This window comes from Nitrosospira lacus (assembly GCF_000355765.4).
Taxonomy (GTDB): domain Bacteria; phylum Pseudomonadota; class Gammaproteobacteria; order Burkholderiales; family Nitrosomonadaceae; genus Nitrosospira; species Nitrosospira lacus.
Map to the genome: position 1 here is coordinate 1,495,927 of NZ_CP021106.3, position 13,898 is coordinate 1,509,824.

At 53.8% G+C, this 13,898-nt stretch carries 14 protein-coding genes and 1 tRNA gene; 9 read left to right on the forward strand and 6 right to left on the reverse strand.

Annotated elements, in window-relative coordinates; translation table 11 throughout:
• Positions 1 to 294: 294 nt before the first annotated feature.
• Positions 295 to 630 (forward strand): outer membrane protein assembly factor BamD, encoded by a 336-nt coding sequence (locus tag EBAPG3_RS06675; RefSeq protein WP_227869280.1) that lies wholly within the window; start codon positions 295 to 297, stop codon positions 628 to 630.
• Positions 631 to 682: 52 nt separating this feature from the next.
• On the opposite strand, the gene EBAPG3_RS06680 is transcribed toward EBAPG3_RS06675, so the two are convergent.
• On the reverse strand, positions 683 to 1,855 hold the full coding sequence (locus EBAPG3_RS06680) for a papain-like cysteine protease family protein (protein ID WP_004175676.1): 1,173 nt from the start codon (positions 1,853 to 1,855) through the stop codon (positions 683 to 685).
• Positions 1,856 to 1,960: 105 nt separating this feature from the next.
• On the reverse strand, positions 1,961 to 2,683 hold the full coding sequence (locus EBAPG3_RS06685; protein ID WP_004175675.1) for a glutathione binding-like protein: 723 nt from the start codon (positions 2,681 to 2,683) through the stop codon (positions 1,961 to 1,963).
• Between the two features lie 242 nt (positions 2,684 to 2,925).
• Between EBAPG3_RS06685 and djlA the strand changes: the two genes are divergently transcribed.
• The gene (gene djlA / locus EBAPG3_RS06690) at positions 2,926 to 3,699 is read left to right on the forward strand and encodes a co-chaperone DjlA (RefSeq protein WP_004175670.1); all 774 of its coding nucleotides are present in this window, start codon (positions 2,926 to 2,928) and stop codon (positions 3,697 to 3,699) included.
• A gap of 137 nt (positions 3,700 to 3,836) precedes the next feature.
• Here the strand turns inward: djlA and EBAPG3_RS06695 are convergent, their stop codons facing one another.
• Positions 3,837 to 4,517 carry an O-methyltransferase gene (locus EBAPG3_RS06695; protein WP_040851560.1) on the reverse strand — a complete coding sequence of 227 codons (681 nt, stop codon included), beginning with the start codon at positions 4,515 to 4,517 and terminating at the stop codon, positions 3,837 to 3,839.
• Between the two features lie 418 nt (positions 4,518 to 4,935).
• Between EBAPG3_RS06695 and rnk the strand changes: the two genes are divergently transcribed.
• Positions 4,936 to 5,349: a nucleoside diphosphate kinase regulator gene (rnk, locus tag EBAPG3_RS06700; protein WP_004175666.1), complete on the forward strand. Its 414-nt coding sequence runs from the start codon at positions 4,936 to 4,938 to the stop codon at positions 5,347 to 5,349.
• Positions 5,350 to 5,533: 184 nt separating this feature from the next.
• On the opposite strand, the gene EBAPG3_RS15405 is transcribed toward rnk, so the two are convergent.
• Complete coding sequence (locus tag EBAPG3_RS15405) at positions 5,534 to 5,800, reverse strand: hypothetical protein (protein WP_227869281.1); 267 nt, start codon at positions 5,798 to 5,800, stop codon at positions 5,534 to 5,536.
• On the opposite strand from EBAPG3_RS15405, the gene EBAPG3_RS06705 reads away from it, so the two are divergent.
• Positions 5,790 to 7,199 carry an alginate export family protein gene (locus tag EBAPG3_RS06705; RefSeq protein WP_227869282.1) on the forward strand — a complete coding sequence of 470 codons (1,410 nt, stop codon included), beginning with the start codon at positions 5,790 to 5,792 and terminating at the stop codon, positions 7,197 to 7,199. The two genes, EBAPG3_RS15405 and EBAPG3_RS06705, sit on opposite strands and share 11 nt — an antisense overlap.
• Positions 7,200 to 7,361: 162 nt before the next feature.
• On the opposite strand, the gene EBAPG3_RS06710 is transcribed toward EBAPG3_RS06705, so the two are convergent.
• Complete coding sequence (locus EBAPG3_RS06710) at positions 7,362 to 7,889, reverse strand: adenine phosphoribosyltransferase (RefSeq protein ID WP_004178945.1); 528 nt, start codon at positions 7,887 to 7,889, stop codon at positions 7,362 to 7,364.
• Between the two features lie 167 nt (positions 7,890 to 8,056).
• Here EBAPG3_RS06710 and EBAPG3_RS06720 point away from each other — a divergent pair.
• Positions 8,057 to 8,148: transfer RNA gene (locus EBAPG3_RS06720), tRNA-Ser, on the forward strand.
• Between the two features lie 144 nt (positions 8,149 to 8,292).
• On the opposite strand, the gene EBAPG3_RS06725 is transcribed toward EBAPG3_RS06720, so the two are convergent.
• Complete coding sequence (locus EBAPG3_RS06725; RefSeq protein WP_004178944.1) at positions 8,293 to 9,084, reverse strand: dienelactone hydrolase family protein; 792 nt, start codon at positions 9,082 to 9,084, stop codon at positions 8,293 to 8,295.
• 617 nt (positions 9,085 to 9,701) lie between these two features.
• On the opposite strand from EBAPG3_RS06725, the gene EBAPG3_RS06730 reads away from it, so the two are divergent.
• The 4 genes from EBAPG3_RS06730 to EBAPG3_RS06745 all read left to right on the forward strand — a co-directional run bounded on the left by EBAPG3_RS06730 (position 9,702) and on the right by EBAPG3_RS06745 (position 13,883).
• Positions 9,702 to 10,154, forward strand: a complete 453-nt coding sequence (locus tag EBAPG3_RS06730) for a chemotaxis protein CheW (RefSeq protein WP_004178942.1) — start codon at positions 9,702 to 9,704, stop codon at positions 10,152 to 10,154.
• On the forward strand, positions 10,154 to 11,677 hold the full coding sequence (locus tag EBAPG3_RS06735) for a CheR family methyltransferase (RefSeq protein ID WP_004178940.1): 1,524 nt from the start codon (positions 10,154 to 10,156) through the stop codon (positions 11,675 to 11,677). The genes EBAPG3_RS06730 and EBAPG3_RS06735 overlap by 1 nt, the downstream gene beginning before the upstream one ends.
• Positions 11,674 to 12,300, forward strand: coding sequence for a chemotaxis protein CheW (locus tag EBAPG3_RS06740; RefSeq protein WP_004178938.1), 627 nt, complete (start codon positions 11,674 to 11,676; stop codon positions 12,298 to 12,300). The genes EBAPG3_RS06735 and EBAPG3_RS06740 overlap by 4 nt, the downstream gene beginning before the upstream one ends.
• A gap of 119 nt (positions 12,301 to 12,419) precedes the next feature.
• The gene (locus tag EBAPG3_RS06745; RefSeq protein WP_004178935.1) at positions 12,420 to 13,883 is read left to right on the forward strand and encodes a methyl-accepting chemotaxis protein; all 1,464 of its coding nucleotides are present in this window, start codon (positions 12,420 to 12,422) and stop codon (positions 13,881 to 13,883) included.
• Positions 13,884 to 13,898: the final 15 nt, after the last annotated feature.

A 13,898-nucleotide genomic window follows, 5' to 3' on the forward strand; every position in this document is an offset into this window, starting at 1 on the left:
AGTGAAAGGCAGACCCATGTGCCGTTTCCGGCCGCCGTATTCATTCTCGAACAAGTGAGGAATTGACGGGGCGTTAGTTTTACCCCATGACGTTCCGGTTGCTCTATTGTTCTTGATATTGAGCCTGACAATGGATAGGATGCCGGATATTCATTTATATGGCATGAGCGAAAGCGCATATCACGGCATACTCATAACATGTGAATTGCATGACGGTGCTTCCAGTAATTTTTGCGCGTAACCGGCCCCGCCACGGCTGCGATGACGCATATTCGGCGGCTGAAATGGAGTGGAATGATGTCGTTCACCTTGAGAAGTGCAATGCTAGTTACCGTCGCCGCGAGCGGGTTGCTTTTTGGCTGTGCTACATCGCAAAAAATACAGGTAGTTCAGCCTGGCGATCAAAACCTTTCCTGTAACGCCATCAAGGAGGAATTGGCAAAGCTTGACAAGGCGCAGGCGGAAATCGATTCAAAGAAAGGTGTCACAGGAACCAACGTTGCCGCCGCACTTTTTTGGCTTCCGGGTTTGGCGTATACCTATTATGACGCTGGCGAAGCGACTCGTTTGGTGAATGATAGAAGGAGTGCCCTAACCACTATCTTTAACAGCAAAAATTGCACTCCCTGATTACAAGATCCGCCGTTTGTTCATTATGAGAACAGGCGGCGGAAAATCGTACTCACGCTCCCATCGTATCATCCATATTTGCCAGTGGCCGCGCTGCTTCTCGCAATGCGCCGAGCGCATCCTGCAAGGCCACTGACTGGTGCTGGACCAGTTGGCCCACGGTGCGCAAGGGAACCAGTATATCCTTGCCGCCATCTTCGTACTTGATCCATAACGCCTCGAAATTGAGCGCGGGGACACGCAACAGCCGCAGTTCAGCCTCCCGTTCATCCCGGCCGATTGCGGCCAGCACTTCCACCAGACCGCGCGCGAATCGTTCCAGATGATCCTTCGATGCGGACATTTGCAACAGACGCGGCTCTTCTCCTTCGCTGACATCGAAAAAGGCGCTGGGCGTGTCGCCCAACGTTTCGTAAACCCGGAGGCCAACAGGCTGGGGAGCGAGTTCCTGTCTTTCCAGCAATGCATCCAAGCCAACCGAATACATGCGATGCGCCATTCCAAGGGCGGCGCGTGCTTCTTCGGTACCGGGCGATTCGCTCGATTGGCGCATTAAGCCGGTGTCCTGCTTTACCTTCAAGAGCGGACGGGCTTCCCAGATACGGCGAAGAACCGGTTCTACGGGAATGAGGTACTTTATGGGCATTTTGAAATAGCTCTTTGTAAAATAGGTATGGGTCCAGCTGCCGCTTCCCTGGTAGTTGCTGGCGAAATCGGATACGGCAAGATGACTCTTGCCGTATATGGGATCGTCAATATCGAAGTATTCCATGCCGAGAAAGCGGCTGTAACCATAAATCACCATGAAGTGGCCGCCACCGCCGTTCCAGCCGATGCGCGCACCCACCGGCCGCCCGGCGTCAATCTCATCCCTTACCTGCTGAAAGCTGGCTTGCTGTCCGATAACGCTTACAAAATTGTGGGTGCGCGTGAGCGCCTTGTCGAGATACCACGGAACGTTACATGCAGACGGGACCGGGCTGTTGCAGCAATCACTATGGCCGAGTTCTCCATTCGCCACACCGCACTGCGACCATGTGCTCCAGAACCAATAAAAATGCGACACGCTTGTTGATGTTGCCGCCCAGCACCAGTTGGATTGGGTCTGCATCTGCATGTTGAATGCCAGCTGCTTTGAAGTGAAAAGGTTGCCCGAAATATTGACTTCCCGCAAAAGGGAACTATAAGGACGACTCGTGACGTAGATGTATTCGGATAAATTCATGCGCTATCCCCTCCTTTAGAGCTTCCTGCCAGGGTGTATGGAAACATGGAACCGATTTGTTTATAGTTCACACGGTGTAAAAAGCAAGCGTTTCCGTTTGCCACATCAGCGTGCTGATGTGGCACGAGCCAGACGTTCGGCATTATCTTTAGTATCGTAGATGTTGATAGTTGGCTGACCCTCTGCCGCTCTGCTCATGCGTTCCCGGATTTCGGCCGCCATGTCATTATTGCGTTGCACAGCCGGACGCGCTTCCATCGCCTCGAACCAGCGCATGAAATTGGGGAAAGCGGCGCGGTCGACGCCGCGATCCCTATACCTTTTGCACCATGGATAGGTTGCGATGTCGGCAATGGTGTATTCGTCGCAAGCGAGCCATGGGTATTCGCCCAGCCGGTTGTCCAGCACCCGGTACAGGCGCAGCGATTCGTTGTTGTAGCGATCCCTGGCATATTGATTATTCCTGGCCTGGCTATTGAAGTGATTGGCCTGGCCGAACATGGGCCCGATATGCGCCACCTGGAAAAACAGCCACTGCATCGTATCGTAGCGTTTGCAAGCATCCTTTGGCAGAAACTTCCCGACTTTCTCCGCGAGATAAAGGAGAATGGCGCCGGACTCCATCATGGTGTAGGGCAGGCCTTCTGGTCCTTCCGTGTCCACAATGGCGGGAATCTTGTTATTGGGGCTCAGCTTGAGGTGCTCGGGCTTAAACTGGTCGCCGGTCCCGATATTGACGTCGATATGCTGCCATTTGATTCCAATCTCTTCCAGCATGATCATTATCTTTTGCCCGTTGGGCGTGGGGCTCGAATGCAATTCAATCACAGTCTCTCCTTTATCGCGTGTATTGAAGGGTCTGCCGCACTCTGTCCATACATTTTTGATTTGGCAGGGGATTAATGGAAAATGTCATGCGACTCGCTGGCGGGGTGGCGGCAGCCGGCCAAGTATTCGTGCGTGACGATGAATTTATCCGCTCAATATGTCAACCAAGTATGTCAGAATTCCGATTTCAGTAATAATTATCTAACTTAGGACTATTTGCCACATTATTCACAGGAATTCCCTTGTTTAAAATAATTGGACTTTTATTAGGTTATTACTTCCTGGGTATTTTCGGCGCGTTCGCCGGGTATATTGTCGGAAGTATCCTCGACCGTTACCGGGCTTATGGTGCGGGTGCAATTAACCCGCTTACCAACGCCCATCGCCAGACAGTTTTCATTGAAACCGTCTTCATCCTGATGGGGAAGCTCGCCAAAGCGGATGGCCATGTTTCCCAGGATGAGATTAATCATGTGGAAGATTTCATGCGGAAGCTGGGAATGTCTTCCGAGCATCGGCAATTGGCAATCGCCCTGTTCAAGCAGGGAATGGCGCCGGATTTTGATATCAAGCCCAAGCTGAACGAATTCATGGCGGTTTGCGGGCATACAAACAGCCTGAAGCAGATGTTGCTGATCTACCTCATCGTCATGGCATTGTCGGATGGGCGACTGGATGCGGCTGAAGAAGGTTTGTTAAAAGATTTTGCTTTTCATCTGGGCTATGATCAGTCCGCGTTCAAGCAATTGCTGGAGATGGTTCTGGGCCAGTCACACTTCGCAGGCGGGCAGGCGACCTCCGCCACCGCGCTGGATGACGCTTATAAGGCATTGGGTGTCAGTAAAGAAAGCAGCGATCAGGAAGTCAAACGTGCCTATCGGAAGCTGATGAGCCAGTATCATCCCGACAAATTAATGGGCCAGGGAGTGCCGGAAGATATGATCTCGATGGCCACCGCGCAAACTCAGGAAGTGCAGGCTGCGTATGATTTGATTAAAAAGAGCCGTAATATGTAGGCAGATCATATCTGAACTGTGGGAAGGGGGTATTTGCAACCTGAAAAAGGGGAGTTCGGAGCCTGTCAGAATGCTGTGGAAAGGAGTCATACGACGATAATGAGTTTCAATGGAGAGGATACGTGGGACTCGATAAATTATGATGTTCTTTTACGCGCCACGATCACGCCATCACGCGTCGGGTTGATAAAAGCGTCAAATTCAGGGTCATTAAAAATGAGCCGGTTATGATCAAGAATCGCTTCAGTCCAGCCGGGAATAATGTCAACATATTTTTCCACCGCCACGCGTCCATGCCAAAGCACATTATCAGCAATGTAAAGGCCGCCGGGACGAATCCGGTCTTTAGCCATTTGCCAGACTTCGGGATAATCGCCTTTGTCGACATCGTTGTAACAGATGTCGAATAGCCCTTCGGTTTGCGTAAATATCTCTTGCGCGAGTCCGGTGCGAAAATCAACTCTTTCCGACAAACCTGCGGAACGGAGATATTGCTCTGCTTTCTCTTTGTTGAGAGGGTCTCCATCGGTGCAGATTACCTGTCCATCCGCCCCCACCGCTTTTGCAAACCAATAAGCGGAATAACCGTAGCCGCTGCCAAACTCGAATATACGCCTGGCGTTGACTGTTTTCGCCAATGTTTCGAGAAATATCCCCACTAAACGGCCAACGATGGGAAAATTGTTTTGCTTCGCTACCGCTTCCATTTCCGTCAGCACTGGGTGATCTGTTCGACCTGCGAGGCCGCGCATGTAGTCCTCGATTGCCGGATTGACTGGAATCAGTACGGCGGGATTCACAATAGTGGGTGACTGCATGGTAGTCGTAATCTCCTCTTCAGAAAAGCCGGATAGCCGGCACGTCATCGTTGGACTGTACGCCCATCGCCGCAATGGGTCAATGCGAGCGGGATGACCCGAAATACGTGTTCGGGCGTGGGTATCGAATCAAGTCCATGGCGATGCCATGGTAATATCGGCGCTATTTGGTGTAAAATTACCCTTCCTTCTTTCCGATCGAGTCAACCGCACTTGTTACCGCGGGCTATACTGATCTGATCAAAACCGTCCAAACCGGATGTGCCGGATACCTTGATTGCCGTGCGATACTGGTTGAGCAGGCGGCAGGAAAACTCGACTGCGCTACACTGGCTTGGGCCTTCGCGCGTTTTGTTACGCTATGATATTGCTCCCCGAAACTGTCTGAAATTAACCAAAACTCGAAACGAGGGTAAAAATGAGTAGCAGACCACAAATTGTACTGACGTCTCAAGATCTGGACCGGCTGGAGGCGTTGCTTGAGTCGCTTCCGGAAAATGCGTTTCCCGGCAAGGCGGCATTGCGAGCCGAACTCGACCGTGCTGAAATTGTCGAGTCTGAGCAGATACCGCCATCGGTGGTAACCATGAATTCGACTGTTCGCTTCAGCATCGACTCCTCGGGTGAAGACTTCTGCCTGACCCTGGTCTATCCGAAAGATGTAGACGGTACCGGAGACAAAATTTCCATTCTCGCACCCGTGGGCAGTGCCCTTCTCGGTCTTTCCACCGGAGATGAAATAGAGTGGCCACGGCCGGGCGGCGGCACAATAAAGGTACGGATTGTGGAAATTGTCTCCCAGCCGGAGCGCGAGGGTAAGTTTTACCGTTAGAAAGACTTGCCCTTCCTGGGAATAAAAAGAATAAGCCATTAATCCCGATGAGTGGTGAATGGAACCGCGGGTTATCCTGATCATGATCATTCAAAAAATGCCATGAGTCTGCTATAGTTGCGGGCATTTTTTACCAGGAACCCACAGGAACTTCCGCCATGAATATGCCCCGCCCCCTGATCCCTCAAGTGATGACCACCCCACCCACGGCATTTCCGGCCCGCATACGCGGACCCCTGTTGAAATTATGCCTGGGCGCGGGGACGCTGGGACTGGCATTGCATGTTTTCGCGGCAGACCCCGCTCCCGTCCCCCCTGCAACCACAACCCCGGCGGCCACGGCAACCGCAGGGGCGGCGGCGACACCCGCGGCTCCCAAGGCGGGCGCCCAATTCGATTGGTCGAAGGTTCCCCCCGTCACCGCGCCATCGCGTCCCGGCATGTTCGTCATAGCACCCTCCGGGCCGGGGTACTACTCGCTCTGGGATGTAGTCACCGGCAATGAGCGTAAGGCCCCGCCGGTTTCTCCCAATGCGCCCTATGCCCTCATGACCAACCCCGCTTTCGAGATCGATTACCGTTACATGGAGAAACCGGGCTATGAGCCGGATCTTTTCGATCCCATCAAGCGTATCCACATGGGCGAGGACTTCCTGCTGTCTTTCGGCGGCAGCTTCTGGTACCGGTACATGCGCGAATCCGATGCCCGTTTGACCAACACCAGCGATAATTACCATCTGATACGCAGCCGCTTCCACGCCGACTTCTGGTATCAGGACAAGGTCCGCATATTCGCCGAGTTTCTGGACGCCCGCAGTTTCGGTCAGGCCCTGGCGCCGGCCGCCACCGATGTCAATCGCACCGACATGCTGAACCTCTTCGCCGATATCAAGCTGGCGAACATCAAGGATGGCCCCGCTTATCTGCGCGTCGGCCGCCAGGAATTACTCTATGGCTCGCAGCGGCTGATTTCCACCCTCGACTGGGTGAACACGCGGCGCACCTTCCAGGGCGTCAAGGCATTCTGGCGCACGCCGACATTTGACCTGGACGCATTCTGGGTGCGTCCCATGATCACGGAAAGAAACCAGTTCGACAACTGGGATACCAAACAGGAATTCTTCGGTCTGTGGGGAACCTACAAGCCCATGAAGGGCCACCTGGTCGACATGTACTTCCTGAGCTTGGACGACAATCGCCACCGCGCACTCGGCAGGAACGGCATCTTGGGCGATTCGATCACGCATACCCTCGGCGGGCGCCTGGCCGGGGACTACAACCAGTTCCTCTACGAACTGGAAGGCATGTACCAGTTCGGCCAGTATTCCAATCAGGATATCTCCGCCTTTGCGGTCGCCTCCGGCGCCGGCTACCACTTCAAGGGGGCACCCATGAATCCCCAGGCCTGGCTGCGCTATGACTTCGCCTCCGGCGACAATAATGCCAATGACGGCCGGCGCAACACCTTCAACCAGCTCTTCCCCTTCGGGAACTATTACCTGGGCTGGATCGACCGGGTGGGCCGCCAGAACATCCACGACTTCAATGCCCAGATCAACCTGCATCCCCAGCCCTGGGCCACGTTTACCGCCCAGTACCACCGCTTCTACCTGGCCAACAAGCAGGACTTCCTGTACAACGCCGCCGGTGCCGCCACCTTGCGGGATGCCACCGGGCAAGCCGGCAGTTACGTCGGCGATGAAATCGACTTCCGCTTCAACATCCACGTCGACCGTCACCAGGATATCCTGGTCGGCTACTCGAAGCTCTTTGCCGGCAATTTCCTCAAGGCCACCGCCCCCGGCGTCTCGCCGGATCTCTTCTATGTCCAATACAATATGCGATTTTGATAATTATCAACAGCGCATAAAGTGTAGGGCGGCAATAAACGTAGCACATTGCGCCGTATGAGCATTCCTTCAACTCGAATCCGGCTGTTGGAGCGGTGGGGTGTGCGGTTTTGAGGGTGCAGAGCAAAGCGTAACAACGCGGAATGGCATCACCCAAGCGCCTCAACCACCCTCGAAATCGCATAACGCAAACACCTTGAGGCCCTGATTTTCCAGCCGGAGCCTGCCACCAACATCAGGCAGGTCGATCACGAAACAGCATTCCACCACTTCTCCACCCATTTCCTGTATCAATGCGGCGGCGGCCTCGGCCGTGCCACCGGTAGCGATGAGGTCATCGACCAGCAGCACCCGATCGCCTTTCTGAATCGCATCCACATGAATCTCGATACGGTCGCTGCCATACTCCAATTGATAATCGCGCCCGCGTGTCTCCGCAGGCAGCTTGCCCTTTTTGCGTATCGGCACGAAACCCAAACCAAGTTCATAAGCGACGGGGGTGCCGATGATGAAACCGCGTGACTCGATACCCGCGACCTTGTCGATCTCTAGTTTTTTATAACGGTTGGTGATCTCCTGAATGGTGGCGCGCAGTCCTACCGGGTCCTTGAGCAGCGTGGTGATGTCCCGAAACATGATGCCTTCATGAGGATAATGCGCGATAGTGCGAATACGTGATTTAATTTGCATGAGAAGATCCTGTTTCTGGTTTCAATTCTTGGAGCTGTCAAATACTCACTCTAGCAATACGGATGATGGGGAATTTTCCCCTATGGTACCGGAAAAGTTGCCGGAAACGCCGTTCTGGTTTATTCTTTGCGCCCTTACCGGGTTCCTGGCAGGGGATTTCATCAACCGGAGAGATGGCCGAGTGGTTTAAGGTACACGCCTGGAAAGCGTGCGTACGGCTTCAACCGTACCGAGGGTTCGAATCCCTCTCTCTCCGCCACGAAAGAGGCCTGTCGCTTCACCTCGGCCACTATCCTGGAAGACGAGGCGCCGTGGCTACCGACGCGAATCAAATAAGATGCGCTGGGCGGTACCCGTAAATCCTGATCCGTCGTCGCATCATGATCAATTTATCCCTCTCGCATCACTTCGCCTTGAACACATCCGCGAGGAAACTCTTGGTTTCATCCCATGAAGCCTTGTCCGCCGCGGCATCATATGCAAGTGGCAAATTGAATCTGCGCCCATATTCATCGGCGTCCGGGTTGGTGAAGCTATGCTTGACCCCGGCAAAAGTCACCGCCTTGTAATTTACGCCGGCGTTGTCCATTTCCTGCCTGAACGCCGCGACCTGTTCTGCTGGAATCATGGGGTCGTCCATGCCGGTAAAGGAAATAATCCGCGCACTTACCTTACCTGGCTGTGCTGGCGTTTCTGTTGCCAGGCCGCCGTGAAAGCTTGCCACACCCTTTAAATTCTCGCCCAGGCGAGCCATCTGCAGCGCCACACTGCCACCGAAACAATAACCCAGCGCGGCGATATTTCCCGCGTCCACATTCTTCTGTTGCCGCAGTAACTTCATTGCCGATTCAAACCGCGCTTTTGCCAGTGGCAAATTCTTAGCCAACTCGCCCGAGAATTTCGCGGCCTCGTCTGGATGGTGAGCCTGCTTGCCGTCACCGTACATATCCAGTGCCAGTGCAATATAACCCATCTCCGCCAACATCATCGCGCGTTTACGCGCATAGCCGTCGTGACCCCACCATTCATGCACCACCAGCACACCGGGGCGCCTGCCTTCGATCGCATCATCATAGGCAATGTAGCCTTTCATAACGGTACCGCCGGCAGTATATGTCACCTCCTTGCCCTGTACGGCGGCTTGCACGAACGAACTGCCGAATAACAACATAGCGAATAATGGAATACTTTTCATCGTGACCTTCTGTTGAGTGGTTGAATAAATCCGTGTCCAAGAATTTTTGTAGCTCTGAGCCATCCGTCAGAATGGATGGCGGAAGAGCTTACGTCCGAGTGCAACCAAAAAAATACGGGGATCACCCGCATATTCCCCGACCCTGAGTCCCTCGGGAACCCTTGTTATTGAAGGATCCTCGTCGATACTTCTAATATTCTGCCTTCCCACCTGTAAGATTTTACAGCTATTTAAAGTTATCGTTTTGTAGTCTCATCACTTCTATTATCAATCAGCGCTAAAGACGGAAGGATGGGTATTCCCGCATGGCGCAAAAATGGATTGCCAGGCAATTGGGGCGATCCATTAATCGGGATATGAAGGTCTTGATGTCCTGAGTAGTTGGGGATCGATGCGCGATATGGGTATGGAGCATGATCCGCCGAGCCCTTCCATCCAATTCTCAATACTGACTGATCTCACAAACATTTGCTTTGCCATGGTGTGGCAGCAAAGGAAGCGCATCAACCATGGATACAAGAGTCCTGTTTCTGCGTGCACCCGATAAACGGGGGTATGCAGCACTCTTCAGCCATAAAGGGCGGTAAAGCGGTTATACGATATCGTTTTCATGCGGAATGCTTAATCAATATATTGTTTTCATGCTGAATGATCAACGCCATGCGCTGCACCTGTCCGCGGTGGATCGAGTCGTGCGCATGGTCCATATCACCCCGCTGTCAGGCGCACCGGACGTTGTGCTCGGCGTAGTTAACCTGCGAGGCCGAATCGTCCCGGTCATTAATGTCCGGCAGCGTTTTAACCTGCCGCAACGGGAAATCACCCTGAATGACCGGCTTATTTTCGCACACACCAAACAGCGCACCGTAGCACTGGCTGCAGACGCGGTGACGGACGTCGTCGAAAGTCCCGAGGAGAATCAGATTCCGGCAGAAAGTATTCTTCCAACACTCAAATACATGGCGGGGGTTAGCAAATTTAAGGATGGATTGATCCTTATTCATGATCTGGACAAATTTCTTTCTCTGGAAGAGGAAAATAGTCTGGATCTGGCGCTGGCTAGCGCTTGATGCCCGATATGCAACTCACCGTTCCCCATCTGCTGCTGTCCCGACTAAGCGAATTACTCGCCATGCAAATGGGCTTGTACTATCCGGAAAAACGCTGGAGTGATCTTGAGCGCGGAATTGCCGCCGCTGCGCCGGCGCTTGGCATGAGGAACACGGAAGCTTGTATTCATCAGCTTCTGTCCGCACCCCTGACACGTAAGCAAATCGAGATACTTGCTTGCCACCTGACTGTGGGCGAGACCTACTTCTTCCGCGAAAAAAAATGCTTCGATGTGCTCAAGGAACATATTTTCCCTGAATTAATACGCGCTTGTGCACAGGCTAACCGGCAATTGCGCATCTGGAGTGCAGGCTGCTGCACCGGGGAAGAGCCCTACTCGATCGCTATGCTTCTTGACCAATTGACTCAGCATTCCGCCGAATGGAATGCAACCATCCTTGCCACCGACATTAATCCTGTATTTCTGCAAAAGGCAGCCGAAGGTGTATATGGCGAATGGTCGTTCCGCGATACGCCACCCGCGATCAAGGAGCGCTATTTTAAACGGAGAAAAAATGGGAAATTCGAGATATTGCCGCATATTCGTAAACGAGTAACTTTTTCCTATCTGAACCTGACCGAGGATGTTTATCCCTCTCTCACCCATGGCATCCACGCGATGGACATGATCTTCTGTCGCAATGTGCTGATGTATTTCAAGCCGGAAGTGATCAAGAAAATTGGACAGAATTTCCATCGAGCACTCGGCGATGGCGGATGGCTCATCGTAAGTCCCGTGGAGGTCTCGAACAGCTTATTTCCACGGTTCAAGGCCATCACCTTCCCGGGTGCAGTTCTCTATCAAAAAAATAAAATCCCCGGATCGCAGACGAACATGCATGAGTGCATGGCCTCGACGCAAAATCCGGTGCCGAACAATACCCTATTCATGCCGGCACCCGCCTCGGGACAAATGTCCTATTTTCAGGATGGGGAAACATCCTTTGCTTTGGAAAGCGCAAAGACGGAGACCCTGTCAGCGGGAGTGAACGTAGCCGCACAACCACACAAGATACGGCAAGTTGAAACCCATCCAGTGCATCATGAACGGCATCATGCATACTACGACACAGCCCGTTCCCATGCCAACCTGGGGAAGCTTGCCGAGGCAATTGAATGGTGCGAGAAAGCAATTGCCGCCGACAAGCTCAATCCGGTAAATCATTATCTCCTGGCCACCCTGCAACAGGAGGTGGGACAGGGCGGACTGGCTGCGCAATCGCTGTTGCGGACGCTTTACCTCGATCCGGATTTTGTGCTTGCGCACTTCGCGTTGGCCAACCTGTGTCTGTCCCAGGGCCGGGCCCGCGAGGCAAAACGGCATTTTGATAATACGCTGACGCTATTGCATCGATTTCCTCCCGACGCCCTCCTGCCGGAATCGGAGGGACTGACTGCTGGTGGGCTTATTGAAATTATTCACTCCCTGGATCGATTTCACCGCACCAGACCGCGCGGATTCGAGAGGGAGAACAACGCATGAAGACGCGAGCGCCGCGAAACAACGAGTTCGTTAACTCCAGCGGGATCGGACAGGGTCTGAAAACCACAGATGTTATGCTCGCACGCATCTGGATGCCGTCTACCGATGAGACACAACGGATCTTAAAGGCGAGGGCGCTTGCGCTGGCGGAAGAACCGGCGCCGGAAAACGCCGCCGATGAAGGCATTGAGGTCGTGGAATTCATTCTCGCCGATGAACGTTATGCGATTGAATCGCACTTCATCCGCGAAGTTGCGCCCCTGGAAAGCCTTACGCCGCTTCCATGCACCCCTGCGTTTGTCCTCGGCATCATCAATTTGCGTTGGGAAATACTTCCGGTCATTGACCTCAAGAAATTTTTCGAGCTGCCGGACAAAGGGCTGACCGATCTCAACAAAGTTATCGTGCTGCAATCCGGAATAACGCTCTTCGGCATCCTGGCGGACGCCATCGTCAGTGCACGCCGTATCCTGCTGAGCGACATCCAGTCTTCGCTGCCCACGCTAACAGGTGTGCGCAAGAATTACCTGAAGGGGGTGACTCCCGAGCGGCTGGTGATCCTGGATGCGGAAAAACTCCTGACCGACGAAGGCCTTGTCGTGGAGGAGCAGGCAGATCCGTAGCACGGTCTGGCATGGAACGGGATAAAACCGCAGATGACGGCAAGAAACAAAGATCAGCAATTCCAAAAATTCTAGACCTTGAGACACGCAGGAAAACCGCAGTTTTGAGAGGGTAAACCATGACCATCAGCAAGAAAATAATCGGGGGATACATAGTCGTACTGGGACTACTCCTGCTCGTAACCAGCGTTGCCTTTTACGCTCTCAACCAGACGCAGGCGACATTCAACCGCTTCCTCAATGTGGACGAGCGTCTGCTGGAGAGCGCCAACGAACTTCGGACCGTCGTATTTGCTCAGCAGACCTATGTCCGGGGCGTTTTGCTCTATCCGGAGCTTCGCACACTGAATCAGTCCCTTCTCCAAGCCAACGGTCTCCAGTACAAGCAAATCCTGGCAAAAATGCGCCAACTGACAGGCGCTGGAGAAGGGATCGATCTCATTAACGATATGGAATCCTTGCAGGAACAACTGGAGCAAGCCCAGCAAAGCGCCGTCCGGCTCGCTCTGGAGCAGAAAAATGAAGAGGCGGTCGCCTATACCATCAAGGAGTTCCGCCCTCGCAGCTTCGCGCTCATCGAAAAAGCCAAGCATTTCTATGAGCGTCAATCGAAACTGCTGGATAAAGGAAGAGCCGATCTTGCGGAAAACGTAAGCCTTTTTACGCTCACGTTGACGGTGGTTTCGCTGCTCGCCATTCTTGTCGGCCTGATGATCGGATTTCATCTCGGCCGCACCATTACCCGCCAGCTGCGGGAAAGCATCGCTCAGTTGTCTTCGTCGTCGGCGGAAATCCTCGCCACCACCACGCAGGTTGCGTCCGGTGCAGCCGAGACCGCCGCCGCCGTGAGTGAAACCACCGCTACCGTGGAGGAGGTAAAGCAGACCGCGCAGCATGCGAGTCAGAAGGCGCAATACGTTTCCGACACTGCGCAGAAAGCTTCAAATGTGTCCCAGGCAGGCCGCCAGGCGGTAGACGAGGCTATTCAGGGGATGCGCCGCATCCAGGAACAGATGGAATCCATTGCCGGCAGCATCGTGCAACTTTCGGAGCAAAGCCACGCCATCGGCGAGATTATCGCCACCGTCAATGACCTCGCTGAGCAATCCAATCTATTGGCTGTGAACGCAGCCATCGAGGCGACCCGAGCGGGGGAACAAGGCAAGAGTTTCAGCGTGGTGGCGCAGGAGATCAAAAGCCTGGCCGAGCAGTCCAGGCAGGCGACCAGCCAGGTACGCAGGATTCTGGGCGACATCCAGAAAGCCACCAATGTTGCAGTACTTGCTACCGAGCAGGGGAACAAAGCGGTGGAAGCGGGCGTGAAACAGTCCGGCGAGACCGGTGAATCCATCCGCCTGCTATCGGCGAGCATCAACGAGGCGGCGCAGGCCGCGACCCAGATCGCGGCTTCCAGCCAGCAGCAGATGGTGGGCATGGATCAGATAGTGCTGGCCATGAACAATATCAAGCAGGCGAGCGAGCAGAACGTACTGGGCACAAAACAGGCAGAACTGGCGGCGCAGGGTCTGTATGAGATGGGCGGCAAGCTGAGCATTATGGTCAGTGGCAAGACTGCACACTAGCGGGAATGGAATCAG